The organism is Allorhizobium sp. nf9_anc (assembly GCF_056323085.1).
This window is the reverse complement of the sequence record NZ_CM150481.1, coordinates 300,617-320,398: the sequence shown is the minus strand read 5'-3', so window position 1 is coordinate 320,398 and position 19,782 is coordinate 300,617. Positions and strand designations below refer to the sequence as shown.

The 19,782-nt window shown below is 61.7% G+C and carries 15 protein-coding genes; 14 read left to right on the top strand and 1 reads right to left on the bottom strand.

Annotated elements, in window-relative coordinates; genetic code table 11:
- Positions 1 to 38: 38 nt before the first annotated feature.
- Entirely contained in the window at positions 39 to 1,001 is a 963-nt protein-coding gene (ytfQ, locus tag AC02Y0_RS01365) for a galactofuranose ABC transporter, galactofuranose-binding protein YtfQ (protein ID WP_102018649.1), read from the bottom strand.
- A gap of 362 nt (positions 1,002 to 1,363) precedes the next feature.
- Here ytfQ and AC02Y0_RS01360 point away from each other — a divergent pair, with 362 nt between their 5' ends.
- The 14 genes from AC02Y0_RS01360 to AC02Y0_RS01295 all read left to right on the top strand — a co-directional run bounded on the left by AC02Y0_RS01360 (position 1,364) and on the right by AC02Y0_RS01295 (position 19,778).
- Positions 1,364 to 2,089, top strand: coding sequence for an AAA family ATPase (locus tag AC02Y0_RS01360; RefSeq protein WP_476381804.1), 726 nt, complete (start codon positions 1,364 to 1,366; stop codon positions 2,087 to 2,089).
- 639 nt (positions 2,090 to 2,728) lie between these two features.
- Complete coding sequence (locus AC02Y0_RS01355; protein WP_476381802.1) at positions 2,729 to 3,373, top strand: LuxR C-terminal-related transcriptional regulator; 645 nt, start codon at positions 2,729 to 2,731, stop codon at positions 3,371 to 3,373.
- A 241-nt stretch (positions 3,374 to 3,614) separates the two neighbouring features.
- Entirely contained in the window at positions 3,615 to 4,934 is a 1,320-nt protein-coding gene (locus tag AC02Y0_RS01350; RefSeq protein WP_476381801.1) for a nucleotide sugar dehydrogenase, read from the top strand.
- 11 nt (positions 4,935 to 4,945) lie between these two features.
- Positions 4,946 to 6,421 carry a glycosyltransferase gene (locus tag AC02Y0_RS01345; RefSeq protein ID WP_476381799.1) on the top strand — a complete coding sequence of 492 codons (1,476 nt, stop codon included), beginning with the start codon at positions 4,946 to 4,948 and terminating at the stop codon, positions 6,419 to 6,421.
- 19 nt (positions 6,422 to 6,440) lie between these two features.
- The gene (locus AC02Y0_RS01340) at positions 6,441 to 7,562 is read left to right on the top strand and encodes a pilus assembly protein PilZ (RefSeq protein WP_476381797.1); all 1,122 of its coding nucleotides are present in this window, start codon (positions 6,441 to 6,443) and stop codon (positions 7,560 to 7,562) included.
- 53 nt (positions 7,563 to 7,615) lie between these two features.
- Positions 7,616 to 9,028: a mannose-1-phosphate guanylyltransferase gene (locus tag AC02Y0_RS01335; RefSeq protein ID WP_444556073.1), complete on the top strand. Its 1,413-nt coding sequence runs from the start codon at positions 7,616 to 7,618 to the stop codon at positions 9,026 to 9,028.
- Between the two features lie 9 nt (positions 9,029 to 9,037).
- Positions 9,038 to 10,546 carry a NosD domain-containing protein gene (locus AC02Y0_RS01330; protein WP_476381795.1) on the top strand — a complete coding sequence of 503 codons (1,509 nt, stop codon included), beginning with the start codon at positions 9,038 to 9,040 and terminating at the stop codon, positions 10,544 to 10,546.
- Positions 10,547 to 10,548: 2 nt separating this feature from the next.
- Positions 10,549 to 11,997 carry an MBOAT family O-acyltransferase gene (locus AC02Y0_RS01325; protein WP_476381793.1) on the top strand — a complete coding sequence of 483 codons (1,449 nt, stop codon included), beginning with the start codon at positions 10,549 to 10,551 and terminating at the stop codon, positions 11,995 to 11,997.
- A gap of 13 nt (positions 11,998 to 12,010) precedes the next feature.
- Complete coding sequence (locus AC02Y0_RS01320; RefSeq protein ID WP_476381791.1) at positions 12,011 to 13,138, top strand: alginate O-acetyltransferase; 1,128 nt, start codon at positions 12,011 to 12,013, stop codon at positions 13,136 to 13,138.
- On the top strand, positions 13,131 to 13,913 hold the full coding sequence (locus AC02Y0_RS01315; protein WP_476381789.1) for a hypothetical protein: 783 nt from the start codon (positions 13,131 to 13,133) through the stop codon (positions 13,911 to 13,913). Before AC02Y0_RS01320 ends, AC02Y0_RS01315 begins: the two co-directional genes overlap by 8 nt.
- On the top strand, positions 13,910 to 15,280 hold the full coding sequence (locus AC02Y0_RS01310; RefSeq protein WP_476381787.1) for an alginate O-acetyltransferase AlgX-related protein: 1,371 nt from the start codon (positions 13,910 to 13,912) through the stop codon (positions 15,278 to 15,280). Before AC02Y0_RS01315 ends, AC02Y0_RS01310 begins: the two co-directional genes overlap by 4 nt.
- Complete coding sequence (locus AC02Y0_RS01305) at positions 15,277 to 15,912, top strand: alginate O-acetyltransferase AlgF (RefSeq protein ID WP_476381786.1); 636 nt, start codon at positions 15,277 to 15,279, stop codon at positions 15,910 to 15,912. Before AC02Y0_RS01310 ends, AC02Y0_RS01305 begins: the two co-directional genes overlap by 4 nt.
- A 26-nt stretch (positions 15,913 to 15,938) precedes the next feature.
- Entirely contained in the window at positions 15,939 to 18,686 is a 2,748-nt protein-coding gene (locus tag AC02Y0_RS01300; protein WP_476381784.1) for a tetratricopeptide repeat protein, read from the top strand.
- A gap of 3 nt (positions 18,687 to 18,689) precedes the next feature.
- Positions 18,690 to 19,778: an alginate lyase family protein gene (locus AC02Y0_RS01295; RefSeq protein ID WP_476381782.1), complete on the top strand. Its 1,089-nt coding sequence runs from the start codon at positions 18,690 to 18,692 to the stop codon at positions 19,776 to 19,778.
- The last annotated feature ends 4 nt before the right edge of the window (positions 19,779 to 19,782 follow it).

The window sequence follows — 19,782 nt, the reverse complement described above, 5'->3', positions numbered from 1 at the left end:
CCACCAGGGTAGGGCGGGGTCCTGCCGGGAGGGTTACCTTAGTAACCGAGGCCCTTGCGGTTGTCATACTCGCCCTGCGGGTTGTCCGCAGGCGTGTAGAGCTTGGATTCCGTGATGATGAACTTCTCCGGCTGCTTGCCGTCCTTCAGGAATGCGTCGAGTGCATCGAAGGCCGGACCTGCCATGTTCGGGGTCAGTTCCACGGTCGCATTGGCTTCGCCGGCAACCATAGCGGCGAAGATATCCGGAACAGCGTCGATCGAGACAACCAGGATGTCGGTGCCCGGCTTCAGGCCAGCATCCTTGATCGCCTGGATGGCGCCGACGGCCATGTCGTCATTGTGGGCATACATCGCGCAGATGTCCTTGCCGCCGTTTTCAGCCTTCAGGAAGCCTTCCATGACTTCCTTGCCCTTGGCGCGGGTGAAGTCGCCGGTCTGGCTGCGGGCAATGGTGATGTTCGCCTTGCCGGCAATGGCTTCTTCGAAGCCCTTCTTGCGGTTGATCGCAGGCGTCGAACCGACGGTGCCCTGCAGTTCAACGACCTTGCACGGCTTGTCGCCGACAGTCGTGGCCAGCCATTCGCCGGCAACGCGGCCTTCCTTAACCTGGTCGGAAGCGACCGAGGTCAGGTAGAGATCCTGCGGAGCGTCAACGCCGCGGTCGAGCAGGATGACCGGAATTTCGGCTTCCTTGGCTTCCGTCAGAACGTCTTCCCAGCCGGTTGCGACGACGGGAGCAACGAGAATGGCGTCAACGCCCTGGGCGATGAAGCCGCGGATGGCCTTGATCTGGTTTTCCTGCTTCTGCTGTGCGTCGGCGAACTTCAGTTCGATGCCGCGCTTTTCAGCTTCCAGCTTGGTGACGGATGTTTCAGCCGCACGCCAGCCGGATTCCGAACCGATCTGCGAGAAGCCGACGGTCAGGTCTGCAGCGAGAGCCGAAGAGCAGCCGAGTGCAATCACGCTTGCGCTGAGCGCAAGCTTGCGAAGAAATGTCATGATGTCCTCCCTTGAAAAGACACCGCCTCCACGGTGTCTGTCATTATGCATAGGCAAAGCGACACAACCTGTAAAGACCAAAAGTACTATTATATGTTGTGCGCTGCAGCATAAGTATTTTCTATTTTTCGCATCACCTTCCGAACGCCGGGTCGAGGCAAAGGTTAACATGGAAAGCGCGCACCCGCCGAGTATAGAATCCGCTCTGACGGCAAAACGCTTGGAAACCGGGGCGACCGGCCCAGCCTCCCTAAATCTCGTAATTTTCTGTTAACCAGTTTTCTTTATATTTCCAGATGCACGATGTCCTGTGCCTCCGCATGAGCGATTCCGGCTCCCGCTTCACGAAACAGGAATACCCGATGGCAGTGATCACCTTTGCGAATACGAAGGGTGGCGCAGGCAAGACAACTGCGGCCCTCCTCCTGACCACCGAACTTCTCCATCGCAACTACCGCGTCTGCGTGATCGACGCCGACCCTCAGCGCTGGTTCTCCAAGTGGTACGAAGGTGCAGCATTGATGCCGAGGCTGTCGGTCGAGACCTATGTCTCCGCCCCGACGATCCAGAAGATCGTGCATGAGCGGCGCAGCCAGTGGGATTTTGTCATCGTCGATCTTCCGGGGATCCAATCCCCGCTTCTCGCATCCGCAGTCGGACTGTCCGATCATGTGCTCGTCCCCATCCAGGGCTCAAGCATGGACGCCCAGGGCGGCGCGCAGGTTCTTGACCTTCTGCGCTATCTCGACCGCAAGGCCGGCATCCGCATCCCCCACTCGGTAGTCCTCTCCCGCGTCAACCCGGCGATCACCACCCGCTCGATGCAGGCCGTGAAGCGACTGTTGTCGGAGCAGCAGATCAATGTGCTGGAAACGCCGATCGCGGAACGCGCGGCATTTCGCGAGATGTTCGACATACATCGCCCGCTTCGCAAACTCGATGGCGCTCTGTCCACAGGAGGTGAGAAGGCGGTTATGAATGCGCAAGCCTTTGCCGACGAAGTTCTGAGGCTGGTCAGCACCAGCGCCATTCAACCGCCGGCTTATGGCTCGCAGCGAGACTTCCAGGCCCTGGAGACCGCGGCCTAAGCCACCAGAATACACAACCATTGGAAGCAATCCACCGCTCGGGGGCCGACTGTAGAGACACAGTCTGGCCCCTTCGCCGTTTGCCCTTTTGCGACAATCATGTCGCTGCTGCATTTTCGCCTGATAGCTTCTTTAGCCTCCGCCAAATCACGATTCCGTCAGGTATCGTGACGGGGACGACAGAGAATATCATTTCGGGGATGACGATAGATCGCAGGTGAGCGGCCTGCGTCGCCACAATCCTGCCTGATTTGGCAAGGGTCGCGGCTCATCCCACAGCGAAATTCTCATCCGTCATTCCTTATAAAGCGGCTATCGAAAGGATCCTTGGTGACCCAAAAATGGACAGTTTTTCGCATCGCAAAATTGCAACGGTACCAATCGCAACCATCGGATTCCCACCAGTAAATTGGCTTATAATACTGTTAAAGAACGATAATTTTTTGGGAAAGTGATGCACGCCTCTAAACCTTGATTTTGTAGGCCAACAATTTGTCTAGAATTTTCGCGGCACTGCAACATCTTGACACCTTGCCCGTTCTCCCGGACCATTCCGGTGCTGGCTCGGTGAATGAAACTTATTCAACCGGTTGTGACCGGAGAGGAGTTTTGTGGCGTTGTCGAAAGATTGGAGCTGCAATGGATTACACTAGCAAGATCAGGGTGCTTGTTCTCGACGATAATCCCGTCCTCGTGGACGGGCTGAACTTCCTGATCAACTCAACCCGCCAACTGCATGCGATCATCCTGGCGCAACGCGATCAGGAGTTGTGCGAAGCAGTGAAACGGCTTGAGCCAGACGTGATGGTGGCAGATCCGAACTTCCTGGATCGGACGCTTGCGGAATGCGGGCTGCAACTACAGGACCTTCGCGCCGGAGCAAAACTGATCGCCTATTGCGATGCGCGGGAAACCCTGTCGGGCGAGACTTACATCAATCGCGGCTATAGCGGCGTGGTGACAAAGACGGTGGCAAGCCCGCGCCTGTTGCGCGCCATCAAGAGCGTTCATGCCGGCGACGTCGTCATCGACGAGACCGTGCTGGCTCTATCAGACCGTTCACTGCAATCCTGCGAGCTGGACCAGCGAAAACTGTCGACGAAGGAGGAATTTGTCCTTCGTCACGTCGCCCTGGGAAAGGCGATGAAGGAAATCGCCGCCGACATACAGCTCAGCGCAAAGACAGTCGAGACCTACAAGTATAGAGCAATTAAAAAGCTCGACCTGAGAACGCGCTCAGATATAGTCAACTACGCTATAAGCGTAGGATGGCTGCAACACTAGATATAATACAATATAACTTCCGGAAGCCGCATCCTATGGATTGCGGCTTTTTTCGTGCTCGCTCGAAATTTATGAACATATTCTGAAATAAACTTGTCATTGGTCAGGATTTTCCTGACACCTATCGTATTTTCCTGACTTTGATCGTGAAGGCAATGCTGCCAATCCTACAGCCGAGATTAACAGATGTTAACGAACGGCTGGCCCCAAGCGGGTCGCGCCGCCAGGTAGAGGGCAGCAAATGGCTAGGATCAGCGTATTTGGGATTGGTTATGTCGGCGTGGTCGCCGCGGCATGCCTCGCAAAGGACGGACACGAAGTGGTGGCCGTCGACATCGACCCCGCCAAGGTCGACACGATCAACCGAGGCAAGACACCCATCGTCGAGAAGGGCCTCGAGCCGCTGATCGAGATGACGGTGGCCAATGGCAGCCTGCGGGCAACGCTTGATATTGATGAGGCGATTGCCGCAACCGACCTCTCCTTCGTCTGCGTCGGCACGCCGAGCGCACCGGATGGCTCCGTCGGCCTCACCTATGTCGTGAAGGCCTGCGAGGCGATCGCCGAGGCAATCGCCCGCAAGAAGGCATACCACTCCGTTGTCGTCCGCTCGACCATCGTGCCGGGCACCATGGACAAGGTCTGCATCCCGGCGCTTGAAGCCGCCTCCGGCCTAGTCGCCGGCCAGGACTTCGGCGTCGGCTACTACCCCGAATTCCTGCGCGAAAGCACGGCAATCGAGGACTATTACGATCCGGGCCTGATCGTCTTCGGCGCGATCGACGAAACCACCGACAAGATCCTGCACGAGATCAACGCCGGCCTGCCCTGCGTCTGCCATTCCGTACCGCTCGCGACGGCCGAGATGATCAAGTACACCAGCAACTCCTGGCGTGCCGTCAAGGTGACCTTCGCCAACGAGATCGGCAACATCGCCAAGGCCTGCGGCGTCGATGGCCAGCAGGTGATGAAGATCCTGTGCTCGGATCTCAAGGTCAACATCTCGCCCTACTTCATGCGTCCTGGATTTGCCTTCGGCGGCTCCTGCCTGCCCAAGGATGTGCGCGCACTTCGCCATCTGGCGAAGGAAGCCCATGTCCAGAGCTCCCTGCTCGATGCTGTTCTCGAAGCCAATGAAGCCCAGATCGACCGCGCCGAAACCATGGTCTCCCAGATGGGCGGCCAGACCATCGGCATGGTCGGCATCAGCTTCAAGACCGGCACCGACGACCTGCGCGAGAGCCCGCTCGCAAGCCTTGCTTCGCGCCTGATCGCCAAGGGCTACGACCTGAAAATCTACGACCCCTTCGTTCAGCAGGCCTATGCGGAGGGCATGAGCGGCGCCGGTCGCGGCAATGACACCGCTATCGACCTGAAGAACCGGCTTGTCGGCGAACTCGACGATCTGATCGACACCTCGGATGTCATCCTGGTCGGCAACCACTATGCCGAAGCCATGCCGGTTCTCGATCAGTCGAGCGACAAGATCCCGATGGTCGATCTTCTGCGCATCCGGCCGGACATTCGCTCGTCCGGCACCTACCAGGGCATTTGCTGGTAAGGAGCGGAAAGATGCTGGCCCACGTCATCTACATCCTTTCCATGACGATCCTGGCGCTCAGCGTGCCACACCCGACCGTCTCGGCGGTCTCCGGCACCCTGATCACCGTCGGTCTGATTGGCGCCTGGCGTTATGCCTGGGCCGGGATCAACCTGGCGCGGGCCGCCTATTTCCTCAACTTCGCCTATCCTCGGCGGCGCCGTCAGGCCGCCGAGGCATACACAGCCCGGGGTCTGAAGGACCATGCCTATTTCCTGGTCACCACCTACAAGATCGCCCCGGAAATCTCGACCCGCGTCTATCGCTCGATCTTCGAGGCCGCCTTCCGGGCGACCGGCGGCGCGACCATTGTCGCCTCCATCGTCGACGAGGCCGATGCACGCCTCATCCGCCGGGTCATGGCATCGGTTGCCCTCAACCATCCCGGCCGCGAAGCGACCGTCGGTTTGAAGATCGACAAGATCGAGGGCACCGGCAAGCGTGACGCGCTCGCCACCTCGCTGCGCTCCATTGCCAGGCTCAATCCCGGCCGCAATGACATCGTCATCTTCGTCGACGGCGACAGCTGCGTGCCCCATGACGTCGTCGATCGCAGCATTCCCTTCTTCACCGATTCGACCATCGGCGCGGTGACGACAGACGAACTGAGCGACACCCAGGGTGGCCGCCTGTTCCGCGACTGGTTCGACCTCCGCTTCTCGCAGCGTCACGTCATGATGTCGTCTATGTCGCTGGGCGGGCGCGTGCTGACTTTGACCGGGCGCATGTCGATCTTCCGGGCAAGCCTCGCAACCGATCCCGGCTTCGTCGATCTCGTCCGCAACGACTTCATCGACCACTGGCGTCTCGGCCGCGTCCACTTCCTGACCGGCGACGACAAGTCCACCTGGTACTGGCTGCTGCAGCGCGGCTACAAGATGCTCTACCTGCCGGATCTCTGCACGCTGTCGATCGAAACCCAGCCCAAGGACGGCTTCTTCGAATCCGCCACCACGCTGATGACCCGCTGGTTCGGCAACATGCTGCGCACCAACGCCCGGGCACTGGCGCTCCCCGCCTCCCGCATCGGCTACTTCACCTGGTGGTCGATCCTCGACCAGGCGCTTTCGATCTGGACGACGTTGGCCGGCCCCGCCAGCATCCTCTTGGCCGCCTTCTTTGTCAGCCCCTGGATCCTGCCGATCTACATCGCCTGGGTCATGTTCACCCGCTACCTCTTTTGCACGGTTATCATGACTTTCAGAGGCCAGAGCTTCCCGATCACCTATCCCTTCCTCCTGTATTTCAGCCAGGTCGGCGGCGCGGTCGTCAAAAGCTTCATTCTCTTCCGCCTCGACCGCCAGAGATGGACCCGCCAGTCGGGCTCCGGATCGGCCCGGGCGATCCCGCTCGGCCAGCGCTGGCGGGCCATGAGCTCCACCTACATGCACTGCCTCGCGCTTGGATGGCTCATCCTCGGCGTGGCCTATGTCGGCAACATTATCTAACTCCCGAAGGACCGTAACCATGGATATCGAAACGAAGGCCGCACGCGACACCGCTTCCCAGGGCTACACCGGACAGGCCGAAAGCTTCCCGATGCTGCTCGACACGGGCACGGAGCATCCGAAGACCAATATCCCCTTCATCGCCGTCATTGACGGCCGACAGTTCAGTGGCCGCAGCCTGTCCCTGGTCTCGGCTTCCGTGTCGGGCCTTGCCGGCCCCGAGCTCGAAGCCAAGGAGCGCATCGCCGTCCTGCGTTTCGATTTCGACGGCTACACGATTTCGCTGCAGGTCAATGTTCGCATCAGCCGGACCCATGCCGAGACCGGCGAAGTGCGGCTCGACTTCCTCGAGCCGACGGGCGAGCACCTACCGACGCTGCGCTATCTTCTGAACAGCTATATCGCCGGTGACATCACCTCCGTCGACGGCATCATCAGCCTGCGGGAACGGGCAGCCGTCTCAGGCGGCAAGAAGCCCGGAACTCAGGCGGGTATCGGCAACATGGTCGGGCGCGGCCTGAAGACCGCTGCCACCGTGGCCGCCAGCCTCGCCCTTGCCGGCATCGCTGCCAATCTCGTCTATGAGCGCGTCTTCTCGAAAGAGGTGAAGCAGCTCGCCGTGCTCTCCGCCGGCGGTCAACCGCTGCGGGCGATCGCCAGCGGCCAGATTTCCTACCTCGATCTCGGCGCCACCCGCGGCGAGGTCCTCTACACCCTGCAATCCGTGTCCGGCACAACGCTCAGCGTCAACATGCCTTGCGACTGCCGGATCCTGCCGACCCGCGCCGGCGAAGGCTCAACCGTGATGGCCGGCGACCCGATCGTCGAAGTGGTCGACGAGACCGCGACACCGGTCGTCCAGGCCGTCGTCTCTGCCGAACAGGCCAAGCAGCTCGTCTCCGGCGACATCGCCGAACTCCGCTTCTCCGACGGCAAGGTCGTCTTCGGCAGCCTGTCGCGTGATGCGGAAGCACTGACGGCGATCGGCAACGAAGGAGAGATGCGCGCCTTGATCGAGCCGACCACCGAACTCGAGAGCGAGGCGACCGGCTCCCCCGTCTCCGTCCGCATTATCAGCCAACGCATCTTCGCCCTGCGCCTGAAGCTTGGCGAGTGGTTCAGGGAGGGCGCCGCAACCTGAAGTCCAGGCAGTTTATCCCGCGTAATCACTCCAACGGATTCACAGGAGCAGCCATGCAAGACGTCCACCCCCTCATCCTCTGCGGAGGCATCGGCACCCGGCTTTGGCCACTGTCGCGCACGGAACATCCCAAGCAGTTCCAGCGCATCGACGGCAGCTCGGAAACCACCTTCTTCCACGCCACCGTGGAGCGCCATCGCGCTCCGGGCTTCGCCGATCCGATCGTCGCCGTCAGCAGCGCCCATGTCGCAACCGTTCTGCATCAGCTGAGCGACATCAAGTGCCCGGCGCGGGTGCTGGCAGAGCCGATCTCCAGAAACACTGGCCCGGCCGTGCTTGCGGCCGCGCTGACGCTGGCGAAGACCGATCCGGCCTCGCTCATCTGCGTCATCCCCTCCGACCATGTCGTGAAGGGCGATCTTCCCGCCAACGTGCTGGCAGCCCGCAAGGCGGCTGAACAGGGCCACATCGTTCTCTTCGGCGTTCCGCCGGAATACCCCGAGACCGGCTATGGTTATATCGTCGATGGTGGCGCTCTCGATGGCCTCACCTGCGCCCGTAAAGTCTCGAGCTTCATTGAAAAGCCGCCCGTCGAAGTGGCAACGGCCCTCATCGAGGCCGGTGGCGCATACTGGGCATCCGGCCTCAGCCTCTTCCGCGCCGATGTCCTGATCGCGGAGTTCAAGCGTTTAGACCCGAAGACCTTCGACGCGGTCACCAAGGCTCTCGACCACGGTTTCGAAACCGAGCACGCCTTCTACCTGAATGCCGAGGCCCTGCAGCCGGCGGCCAATCTGCCGACGGAATCCATCGTCTTCGAACACTCGCCGCGCACGGTCATTGCCCCCCTCCTCGTCGCCTGGAGCGATGTCGGCGCGTGGAATGCCCTGCACCACATCGCCGAGAAGGACGAGGACGGCAACGTCCTAAGCGGCGACGTCATCAGCATCGATACCCGCAACTCCTATGTCCGCGCCTCCGGCAAGCTGATCGCCGTCGTCGGCATGGATGACGTGGTCGTCGTCGATACCGACGATGCGCTGCTCATCACGACCCGCGATCAGGCCCAGCAGGTCAAGCAGATCGTCAAGAAGCTGGAGAGCATCAAGCGCCGCGAACTTGCGCAGCACATGCGCAACCAGATGGCCTGGGGCGAAGTGCGCCGCGTCCAAAGCGGTCCGGGTTACGAACTGCGGATGATGACGCTCCGGCCCGGCACTATGCTGCCGATTGCCGAGGACACGGCGTCGCATCGCATGGTGACGGTCACCTCTGGAGCTGGCCTCCTGAAGACCGGAGCCGTCACCCGGCCGCTTCGGATCGGTGACAATTTCGAGGTCCCGGCGGGCGAAACGGCAGCCATCTACTGCGGTCCCGAAAGCGAAATGCAGCTGGTCGAGGTCGTCTGCGAAGTCGTCATCGAGAAAGCCGATGCCATCGCCACCCTGCAACTCGTGCACAGCTGAGGAATGGTGATGCGCAAGGGCCTCCCCCTCCTTCTGGCACTCCTGCTCGCGTCGACAGCTCCCGGCCTTCGTGCCGAGAGCCTCGACCGGGCGGAACTGGCCAGGTTGACCCGGACCGTGGCCGAGATCGGTACGCGGCTCGAAGCCGTCGATGCTCGCAAGGATGATGCCCGCGCACTCCTGACCGGTCGCCTGGCGATGATCGACAGGACGGAAGCCGCCCCGCGCCCTGCCCTCGACCGTCTGACGACTGTCGGCAAACTGCAGACTGTGCCGATCGATTTCATGCTGGCCCAGCTGCGCCTGCAGACCGCGCGGCAGTTCGATACGGAGATCGAGAAAGCGCTCGTCAACCGCGCACCCCCCGCCCTCTTCGTCCGCGGCGGTTCCATGACGCTCGATCAGGTCGCAGTCGAGGCGGACAAGCTCTATCCCGGCGCTCTGGAGCGCAAGGGCAAGACCATCCTCTCCCGCTGGCCGATCGTCATCTGGTCGGACTCGGCACTCATCATCGAACCCGGGCAATCGCTTGAACTCTCGACAACCGATGGCGCCTTCCTGCTCAATTCGGGTCTTCTCACTGTGGATCACGGCGAACTCAAAGCCTCCGAGGGTGAGAACCCTGGTCTCAAGGGCTTTCGACCCTTTGTCGCTACGGCAATGACCGGCGCATTCCAGGCAACGGGCGCTCGCTTTAGCCGTCTCGGCTACGCCGACGCCGGCTCGACCAGTGGGCTTTCGATCCTCGGGGCGGCGCTGTTCCCCTCCAAAATCGGCTCGCATATCGTCGACAGCAGCTTCGACAACGTCTCCGGCGTCAATTTGGAAAACATCCATCGTGTGACGGTCGCCGGCAACCGCTTCTCGGGTGGTACTGGCCCGGCGGTCGCCATGAAGGGCGTCACCGGCGCCGATATCAGCGACAACGTCATCACCGGCACGACCGAAACCCAGGCAATCGATATCCAGAATACGAGTTCGTCGATCCGTGTCGCCGGCAACATCCTGCTCGCCAACCGCGGCAGCGGCATCTTCATTGCCAACGACGCCCGCGATGTAACGGTCACTGGCAATCTGATGTCCGGCAACGGCCGCGGCGGCGTCTCCGTGGTACGGAGCACCTGTGTGACGATTTCGGACAACCTCGTCCTCTCCAACAGCCAGGTCGGCATCAAGCTGCGCGCGAGCAACGGGCTCTTCCTCTCGCACAATGATCTCATCGCAAATGCCGGTGCCGGCATCTCGATCATTGATCAGGAGGCCGAGGCCCGCGTCACCATCGACGGCAATGCCTTCTCGGCCAACAAGTCCGGGATCCATGGCGGCGCGGCGAGCGAAGTATCACTTCTCGCCAACGACTTTGCCGGCCAGTCGCCGATCCTGCTCGACGGCGAATTCGCCCCTTACGTGCCGCAGTTGCTGCAAGCCTCTGCCTCGCAGGGAGCATCGGCGACTGCCCTCACCATTCACGCCAACACGTCGTCTGCCGTTCCGGTGGACTGCAAGACCGGGAGCTGACCATGGTCTTTTCGTCAGAGACTTTCCTGTTTCTCTTCCTGCCCCTTTTCCTGGTCGCCTACTACCTGACGCCAGACCGGCTGAAGTCGTGGACCATCCTGATCGGTTCCTACATCTTCTATTGCTGGTGGCGGCCGGACTTCCTCATCCTGTTCGTCGGGGTGACCGCCTGGGCCTATGGCTGCGGCCTGCTGATCGAGCGCTGGGAGGGACAGGCTCGCGCCAAGATCCCGCTCGTCCTGGGCGTCGTCGGCTGCCTGTCCGTGCTCGGCGTGTTCAAATACCTGAACTTCTTCATCGACAGCTTTGCGGCTTTGCTCGGCACGACACCCGATGAGCTGGGCGTACACTGGCGCCTGATCCTGCCGATCGGCATTTCCTTCTACGTCTTCCAGGCCGTCGGTTATGTCATCGACGTGTACCGCAAGGATACGCCGGCGACCCGCAGCTTCGTCGACTTCGCCGCCTTTATCGCGCTCTTCCCGCAGCTGATCGCAGGCCCCATCCTGCGCTTCAAGGATCTGGCGGATCAGTTCCATGAGCGCACCCACAGCCTCGCGCTGTTTTCGACCGGCCTCGGCATCTTCACGATCGGCCTTGCGAAGAAGGTGCTGCTGGCGGACTCGATCGCCCCGGTCGCGGATGCCGCCTTCGCATCTGGCAACATCACCTTTGTCGAAGGTTGGCTCGGCGCCGCCGCATATACCCTGCAGCTCTATTTCGACTTCTCCGGCTATTCCGACATGGCCATCGGGCTTGGCCTGATGATGGGCTTCAAGTTCATCCGCAACTTCGACACGCCCTATGTCAGCGCCTCGATCACCGAATTCTGGCAGCGTTGGCACATCAGCCTGTCGACCTGGCTGCGCGACTATCTCTACATCCCGCTCGGCGGCAACCGCTTGGGACCGCTGCGCACCTATCTCAACCTCTTCCTGGTCATGCTGCTCGGCGGCCTCTGGCACGGTGCCGCCTGGACCTTCGTCCTCTGGGGCGCGTGGCACGGGGCATGGTTGGCGGTCGAGCGCTACACGGGATATGCCCGCGCCGGCCTCAGCAAGGCAGTCACGGTTCCCGCAACGCTGCTGCTCGTCGTCATCGGCTGGGTCATGTTCCGCGCCACGAGCGTTGGTGAAGCCTTCTCGGTCTATGCCGGCATGCTCGGCCTGAACGGCATGGCGCCGAGCCTGGAATTCCTGGCAAGCGTCAACCAGGAGCATATCGTCTTCATCCTGCTCGCTGTCGTCGCCGTTGTCCTCGAGCCGCGCTTCAAACACATGACCGATCCGGATCGTGTGCCGCTCGCCGGCGCACCGCGGATGGCGCCGGACGGCACGCTCATCGCGTCACCGTCGATCGCTTACCCGCTCGCCATGACCGCCCTGCTGGCCGTGACGATCGCCCGGCTCGCCGAGCAGTCCGCCTCACCCTTCCTCTACTTCCAGTTCTGACAGGAGCAACCCCATGCCCAGTCTGCGCCAGTACACATCCCTGCTGCTGTTACCGACCACCTTCTTCGGTTATGCGCTTTATGCGAATTCTGCCCTGCTGATGAATGCGGCATCGCCTGAAGCGCAAGCCTCGGAGGCGAAGGACCTGTCGCTCTCCTATGTCATCGACGGGGAAGCAACCCGCGACCTCGACACGCTCTACAAGAACGAGCTTCCGCACCGCGCCGCATCCGTCGGCCTCTTCGGAAATGCCCGCTATGCGCTCCTCGGCGCCGGGCGAAAGGGTGTGATCGTCGGTGAAGATGGCTGGTTCTTCTCGGCTGAAGAGTTCAAGAACGTCTCGAGCGCCGATATCGCCGCAGCCGTCGATCGAATTGCCGAGGTCCAGCGGGATCTCGACGCGCGGGGCATACGGCTGGTTCTGGCTCCGCTTCCGGCAAAGTCGGACATCTATGCGGAAGAGGTCCCCTCCCTCGTTCGCGGCCCTGCGATGGCCGAAGCCTACAACGCCTTTGCCGCAGCGCTGAGGGACAGAGGGATCGTCACGGCGGACACGCGTCCGGCACTTATGGCCGCAAAGCCCTTCGGCGAAGTCTTCCTCAAGTCCGACACTCACTGGTCTCCATCAGGGGCAAAGGCGACGGCGGAAGCCGTCCAGACCAGCCTGCAGGTGGCCGGCATCGCGCTGCCGTCCGAGGGCGTAACAGCACAATGGCAGACGCCGGTTTCGCTCTGGGGGGACCTGACCAAGTTTGTCACCTCGCCTGATTATGCCCCGACCGTCGGACTGGCACAGGAAAGCGTGCCGATCTATCGCACCACGGTGAATGCAGCCGCTGACGGCGCCGATATCTTCGGCGACGATACGGCAGTCCCGGTCATGCTGGTGGGCACCAGCTACAGCGCCAACGAGAACTGGTCCTTCGCCGACTTCCTGCGCCAGTCGCTACAAGCCGATGTCGTGAACGTAGCAAAAGAAGGCCTCGGGCCGGGCGTTCCGATGATGGACCTGCTCGCAGGCGTCGCGCTCGACGAGACCACACCAACCGTCGTCGTCTGGGAATTCCCAGTCCGCTATCTCGGCACCAAGACGCTGTGGCAGCGCGACGGTGACGCCAAGGCAGGAGGCGGCAATGTCTGATCGCCTCGTCCGCCTGTGCTGCGCCACCATACTGACATTGCCGCTGCTGGGCCTCACATCAGCTCATGCGGCTGTGAAGCCCTTCTTTCCGCGCAATCCGCCGGAAACCGTCGAGCCGGCCAAACCGGCAAAGCGTAAGACCATGGGGCCCGCTTCGCATCTGCCAATCGCTCTGCAGGAAGCGCGCAAGCGCCTGATCGCCGGCAAGCGCGTCTCCTACGGAGAGCTTCAGGCACTCGCCGATGCCAAGGACGGGATCGGCGCCTTCAAGCTCGCTGAGCGCATCCAGAAACAGAGTGATCCGACGCTCGCAACCGATGCACTCCACTATTTCGCGATCGCTGCCTATGAGGACCGCGGCTATGCCGTCGGCCGCATGATGGAGATCCTCGGCAATGACAGCCTTGAGCTCTCGCCATCGCATCTGAAGAGCGCCGAAGCGGCCCTCCGGCTGCAGGCCCGCAAGGGGAACGACAAAGCGGTCGAGGGTCTGATCCGGCTCTACAGCGAGGGCCGGCGCTTCGGTGACAAACGGGACGAGCTGGAAGCCCTGCTCGCCTCCGGTATCGGCAAGAAGAACGGCGACACAGCCTTCAAGCTCGCCGTGCTTCTGCTGTCCGATCAAGACCGCACGCCCGAGCAGACCGAACAGGCAACCCGGTTCCTCGCCATCGCCGAGGAGAGCGGCAGCATAGGCATGAAGGCAGCCGCGACCAATATCCTGGCGCAGCTCCAGACCAAGTCCAGTGAAACAACCGCGGAGGTTCAGCAATGACCCGAGTTCGCCAGACACGCATTCTCGCCGGAACGGCCCTTGCTGCCATTTTGATGGCGGCGGGCAACCAGGCCCGGGCCGAAACCACAGGCGGTGAAGCGCCATCCTCCTATGGCTGCAGCAGCCTGGAGGAAATCGCCGAGCTGCAGATGATCGAAGGCAAGGACGGGATGTTCTTCCGTATCCTCGCCGACCTTCGTCTGCAGCATGCCTTCACGGAACAGACCGTCGACCATCTGGCGACCATGGCCAAGGCGCTTGAGAAGAACGGCACGACGTTGATCTACGTGCCGCTTCCCACCAAGTCGCAAGTTCTGCCGGAACTCGTGCCTGCCCGCGCCTCGCTCTACGGCTTCGAAGCCGGCATCGCGACAGAGATCTACGACGATGTGGTCCGCCGCCTGAACCAGAAGGGCGTGACCGCCGTCGATATCGCGACACCGATGCGCGAGAACAATCGCAACGGCTTCGGCGAACACTCCTTTTTCCAAGCCGACTTCCACTGGACGGCACACGGTGCGGACGTTGCCGCAAAAGCAATCGCCGACCGTGTGAAGGCGCTCCCCGCCTACGAGGATGTCGAGCCTGTCCGCTTCGACATGAAGGAAGTCCCGCCGCCGCAGGAATTCTCCAGCATGCGCGAGCTGCTGCAGAAGCATTGCGTCAACCACGTGCCCACGGTTACCGCCCACACCTATGAGGCAGTGCGCAGCGAAGACGAGACGGCCGAGTCCGGATCCATGGACATTTTCGGCAGCGGAGACCAGGCGACGATCGCGCTTATCGGGACCAGTTACTCCGACAAGCCGATCAGCAATTTCGCCGGCTATATCGAGCACTGGACGGGCGTACCGCTCGACAACTACTCGATTTCAGGCGGCAACCAGTTCGGTTCGATCCTCTCCTACATCACGTCGCGCGAATTCCAGGAACAGCGCCCGCGCTTCCTGATCTGGGAGAACCCGATCTACAACAATCTCGGTCAGTACGGCGACGCCCCCTGGGCCGAGATCGTGGCGGCATCGCTTGGCGAATGCAGCCCGGCTATGGCTGCGACCGCGCGCGGCGAAAATGCGGTTGAAGCCGATCTCTCGACGATCAAGCTCACCCGCGATGATGTCATCCTCGCCGACATCGGCAGCGACACCAGCCGCAAGGCCATCTTCACCCTGACGGGCGCCGACGGAACCGTTCGCACCCGCTCCATCGAGCGCGGCGACCGCCTGCGCTCGACCGGCCGCTACTTCTTCTCGCTCGGCGGCTTCCCCGATGGCTCGATCGACAAGGTGGCCGTCAGCTTTGACGCGCCTGTCGACGACACCACCACCCTTTCCATCTGCAAATCCAAAACTGGAGAACAGTCATGATGACCATCAACCCGATCCGTATCGCCACCATCTCGCTGGCAGTAGCTCTTGCCCTGTCTACGAATGTCCGGGCCGATGACGGTGGCCTCTATGAAAAGCCGCTGGATCCGAACTCGGCCTTTGTTCGCGTCATCGCTCCGGGGGCGACCAGCGCCTCCGTTCAGAACAGCGCCTTCAACAAGCTGAACGACGGTGTCTCGCCTTACGTGGCGGTAGCACCGGGTGACATTCCGGTCACCTCCTCGCTGGGTCAGAGCAGCGTCAAGGCAAGCGCCGGCAAGTTCTACTCGGTGGTCGTCACCAAGGACGGTGCAACAACGGTCGAAGACGACATGACCAAGAACCCGTCCAAGGCGACGCTGTCGCTCTACAATCTGACCGGAAAGGCCGCGATCGACCTCTTCGTGCCGCAGGCTGGTGCCGAAGCCGTCTCGGACGTCGACAGCGGCGGCTCCAAGTCAGTCGCGCTACGGGCGCCGCTCGCCGTCGATCTCGTCGTCCGCGAAGGCGACAAGGATCTCGCCAAGCTCGACAAGGTCGAATTCAAGCGCCTCGCCGGTGTCACCATCGTGGTGACCGGAGAAGGCGACCAAGTCGACGCCGTCGCCGTTCCCAGCACCATTGCCCGCTAAATCATAGAGAGTTCCGGAGGTTTATCATGACGATTGCAAGAATGGCGAAGTCGCTGCTGATGGCAGGCGTGATGACGATGGCCGCCGGAACACCCGGGCGAACAGCAGCCATAGACGTCCGGTTCGCGCCACCGGACGTCGAGCTGCCCAAGACGGCGGTCTGCACGCCGCGCGTCCGCGACGAGGACATGATCGCCGAATGGACCGCATGGGATAAAAAGGCCCTGCCCAAGCGCGCGACATTTGCCATCACCCGCGACATGAACCGCATGCGGGATCTCGATGCCCGTCGCTTCGAGCCGATCATCACCCGCATCCAGGAACTGATGCCGACGGTGAAGAAGGGCTACGACCAGACGGACGCCCTCTTCGACACGGTCAAGTTGATGCTGGCCAAGGGCGAGGCGGACAATGCACGCGCGGATGGCCTTGTCCAGAAACTGCTCGATATTGGCGGACATCCTGCAGGCTCGCTCAACACGCTTGCCGACTATCTGATCGCCGGTGAAGGCATTGATCAGGACAGAGAGGCGGGCCTGAAGCTCAAGGTCCAGGCTGCCTATGGCGGCAATGCCGATGCCATTCTCGACCTCGCCCGGCTTACCGAAGACGGCGAGAGCGTCGACGGCTGGGCAATCGAACCGGAACTCGCGGTCAACATGGCCTTCGGCTCCCTGGTCGGCGTGCTCGACGAAGGCATCTGCGACCGCATCAGCCGTGTTGCGCGCGAATATGACGATGGCGAAGTCGTCGTGAAGGATCCGGATCTCAGCCAGGCCTGGTACCGCTTTGCCGCCGATCTGGGCGACACGGCCGCCGCCTGGGAAGTCGCTGAGCTCAATCTCCTCAGTGAAAAAGTGGTCAAGGACAACGATGTCCTCCTGAAATACCTGAAGAAGGCCGCTGACGGCGGCAATATGGCCGCGATCCTCGAAATGGGACGTCTCTATGCCGAAGGTGCGTTGGTGCCTCAGGACAAGGAAAAGGCCTTTGCCTACTTCAAGCAGGCAGAAGCAGCGGGCAACCAGGCGGGCGTCATCAAGCAAGCGCAGCTCCTCGAGCAGACCAAGGACACATCGCCGGCCGATGCGGCAGCCTATGAAGACCTGCTTCGCCGCCTGATCGCCCGCAACGATCCGCCACCATGGGCTCTCACCCGCCTCGCCCGCGTCATCCAGGCCGGCGACGGTCTCTGGAAATCGGCGGCCGAAGTAAAACCGCTGCTCGAAGAAGCCGTGAGACGCGGTGATATCGAGGGCGGCATCGATCTCGCCGAACTTCTGATGCGCGAAGATCTTTCGCCCAAGACCATCGCCCGCTCCACCGACCTTCTCTCGGGCGCGATCCACATCAACGGCGAGATCAACGCGATCGCCAAGCTCCAGCGCGTCTACCTCTGCGTCGATCCCACGGGACCTGATCTTTCAGCGGCAGACTACTGGTCGAACGTCGAAGCCGGCGCCGGCAACAAGACACTCGATCTCGCGCCCGAACAGATTGACCAGCTGCCCGCGCTGAAGGATCCGATGGTGATCGCCGCGATCCAGACGCAGGCACTCTACGGTCGCGCCAGCGCACTGGCGCTGTATCAACGTTATCTGAAGGGCGCAGGCTATTCCGACCAGGTTCTGCGCTTCTGGGCAGAGCGCGCCGAGATCCGGCGCGGCGCGACCGTTGAAGCCGCTCTGCTGGAATTCAAGCAGAACCTCGAAAAGGGCCGCATCAACGACGCCAAGCGCAGCATCCAGATGACCGGCGAAGGCATGACCGTCGATGCCGGCCTGAGCTTCGCCCGCTTCCTCGTCAACAACTACGCGACCGATCCGGAAAGCGTGGCACTGGCCAAGGAAATCCTGAACCCGCTCGCCGCAAGCGGCGCCGGGCGCGCGGTACGTCTCCTCCAGGAGCTCGAAGGCCCGGACATGGATCCCTTGTCCTCGCCCCTCATTCGTTTCGGCGAGGTGATGCGCGATCGCGGCGACATGTCGGCGCAATTGCTGCTGGCAGAAAACGCTGCCTCCGAGGAAGATAAGCTTCGCCTCTACCATCAGGCCATCAGCACGCAGCGCTGCGACTACGATGACACGATGGCGCTTGCGGATTTCGCCATCAGACATCAGCGGGAGGATGCCAAGCGCTGGCTGTCGATCGCCGAGCACATTGCCGGCGATGATGCCTGGAGGAAAGTGAAGATCGCCGATGTCTACATGGCCTTCAATCGCTCGGACATGCAGCAGCGCGCGCTCGGCCTTTACCAGGAAGCGCGGCTCGGCGGCGAGCCAGCCGCTTACTATCGCCTCGTCAAGCACTACGCCAACGATGCCGGCGAGAGCTACGATCCGAAGCAGGCGAGCGACATCTTCGTCGATCTCGTTGAGAGCTCCGATCTGCAGTCCGTGCCTGAAAAACTCCTCATGCTGGCCAACATGAAGCCGGAAATCCGGCGTCAGGTGTCGCAGCGCGTCGATGTGCGTGGCCTTTACCAGAAGTCCGCCGAGGCCGGACAGCCCGTCGCCATGCGCGAAGTGGCCAAGCTGATGCGCGACGATGCCAAGGACAGCAAGTCGATCCTCGCCTCCTTCACCTGGCTGAAGAAGGCGGCGGAAGCCGGCGACGGCGAGGCCATGTTCCTCCTGTCGCAATCCTACGCCTATGGACTGGGCACCCGCCCGGCACTCGACGCCGCACAAACCTGGATGGTGAAAGCCGCAGAAGCCGGATACCCAGACGCCGCCCAGGTCCTGAAGCTCAACAACGCAGGAACGGAGGGCTAATCATTGGCCGATCTCAAAAGATGGACACTGAACCGCCACATCGCAGTCTCGCTGCTCGCCATAACCGCCGCCATGGCGATTATACCGAAAGCAGAAGCAGCCGAGGAGACCTGCTTCAAGACACCGACGCCGGTCATGAGCCTGGGCTTCGGCAGCCGTTATGAGGCCGATTCGAAGACGAGGTCCGACATTGACGAGGATTCGGACGCCGCCGTCACCAAGGCTTTGAAACCCATCGACCAGTTTATCCAGAACCTCGCCAAGGTGGTGTCGAAGGCGGAAACCGAAAAGGACGTCGCGACCCGCAGGCAGTACCAGCGCTGCGTGGTGGATTCCATCTATGCCTGGGCGAAGGCCGACGCGCTCAACGACATGCGCACCTTCAATGCCAAACTCTCGATCCCGGCCCGCATCGGCGGGCTTGCCATCCTCTTCGCCGAAAGCCGCGACCAGGTGCCCGGCCTGCATGACCGGGAACGCATCGTCGAGAAATGGCTGCAAAAGCGGGCCCAGGAGATCGTCTACTTCTTCGAAAACGAGGCCACCAAGGGAGCAGCCCGCAACAACCTGCGCGCCTGGGCCAGCCTGGCCGTGGGCGAAGTGGGCGTGCTCAACCGCGACCGTGGACTGGTCGAATGGGCAATCCTCAGTAACAACACGATGATCGTCAACGCATCACCAGATGGCAGCCTGCCGCTCGAGATGAACCGCCAGAGATATGCCCTGCATTATCAGCTGCATGCCATGGCTCCGCTCGTCACGTCGGTCGCGCGGATCTGCGATGCGGGTTATGGAAAGGGCGGCGCGGACCTGGAGAAGCTCCAGACCATGGCCCGGTTCTCGGTGGCGGCAGTGAAAGATCCGAAGATTGTCCAGAAGATCAACGGCAAGAGCCAGACCGTGAAGCCCGGCCTGAAGAACAACCTATCGGCCATAGCCTGGCTTGAGCCCTATGTGGCCCTGAGCAACGATATTGAGATGAAGGCAGAATTCGAAGCGCTGCGTCCGATGTCGAATACCAAACTTGGCGGCAATCTGACCAAGCTCTACGACGGTCGAAGGGTCAGTTGCACGATTTCGGCACAGAACTGAGACG

Excerpts from the sequence above, each read along its gene's own strand:
- ytfQ (WP_102018649.1), bottom strand. The coding sequence starts at position 1,001 with ATGACATTTCTTCGCAAGCTTGCGCTCAGCGCAAGCGTGATTGCACTC.
- AC02Y0_RS01360 (WP_476381804.1), top strand. The coding sequence starts at position 1,364 with ATGGCAGTGATCACCTTTGCGAATACGAAGGGTGGCGCAGGCAAGACA.
- AC02Y0_RS01355 (WP_476381802.1), top strand. The coding sequence starts at position 2,729 with ATGGATTACACTAGCAAGATCAGGGTGCTTGTTCTCGACGATAATCCC.
- AC02Y0_RS01350 (WP_476381801.1), top strand. The coding sequence starts at position 3,615 with ATGGCTAGGATCAGCGTATTTGGGATTGGTTATGTCGGCGTGGTCGCC.
- AC02Y0_RS01345 (WP_476381799.1), top strand. The coding sequence starts at position 4,946 with ATGCTGGCCCACGTCATCTACATCCTTTCCATGACGATCCTGGCGCTC.
- AC02Y0_RS01340 (WP_476381797.1), top strand. The coding sequence starts at position 6,441 with ATGGATATCGAAACGAAGGCCGCACGCGACACCGCTTCCCAGGGCTAC.
- AC02Y0_RS01335 (WP_444556073.1), top strand. The coding sequence starts at position 7,616 with ATGCAAGACGTCCACCCCCTCATCCTCTGCGGAGGCATCGGCACCCGG.
- AC02Y0_RS01330 (WP_476381795.1), top strand. The coding sequence starts at position 9,038 with ATGCGCAAGGGCCTCCCCCTCCTTCTGGCACTCCTGCTCGCGTCGACA.
- AC02Y0_RS01325 (WP_476381793.1), top strand. The coding sequence starts at position 10,549 with ATGGTCTTTTCGTCAGAGACTTTCCTGTTTCTCTTCCTGCCCCTTTTC.
- AC02Y0_RS01320 (WP_476381791.1), top strand. The coding sequence starts at position 12,011 with ATGCCCAGTCTGCGCCAGTACACATCCCTGCTGCTGTTACCGACCACC.
- AC02Y0_RS01315 (WP_476381789.1), top strand. The coding sequence starts at position 13,131 with ATGTCTGATCGCCTCGTCCGCCTGTGCTGCGCCACCATACTGACATTG.
- AC02Y0_RS01310 (WP_476381787.1), top strand. The coding sequence starts at position 13,910 with ATGACCCGAGTTCGCCAGACACGCATTCTCGCCGGAACGGCCCTTGCT.
- AC02Y0_RS01305 (WP_476381786.1), top strand. The coding sequence starts at position 15,277 with ATGATGACCATCAACCCGATCCGTATCGCCACCATCTCGCTGGCAGTA.
- AC02Y0_RS01300 (WP_476381784.1), top strand. The coding sequence starts at position 15,939 with ATGACGATTGCAAGAATGGCGAAGTCGCTGCTGATGGCAGGCGTGATG.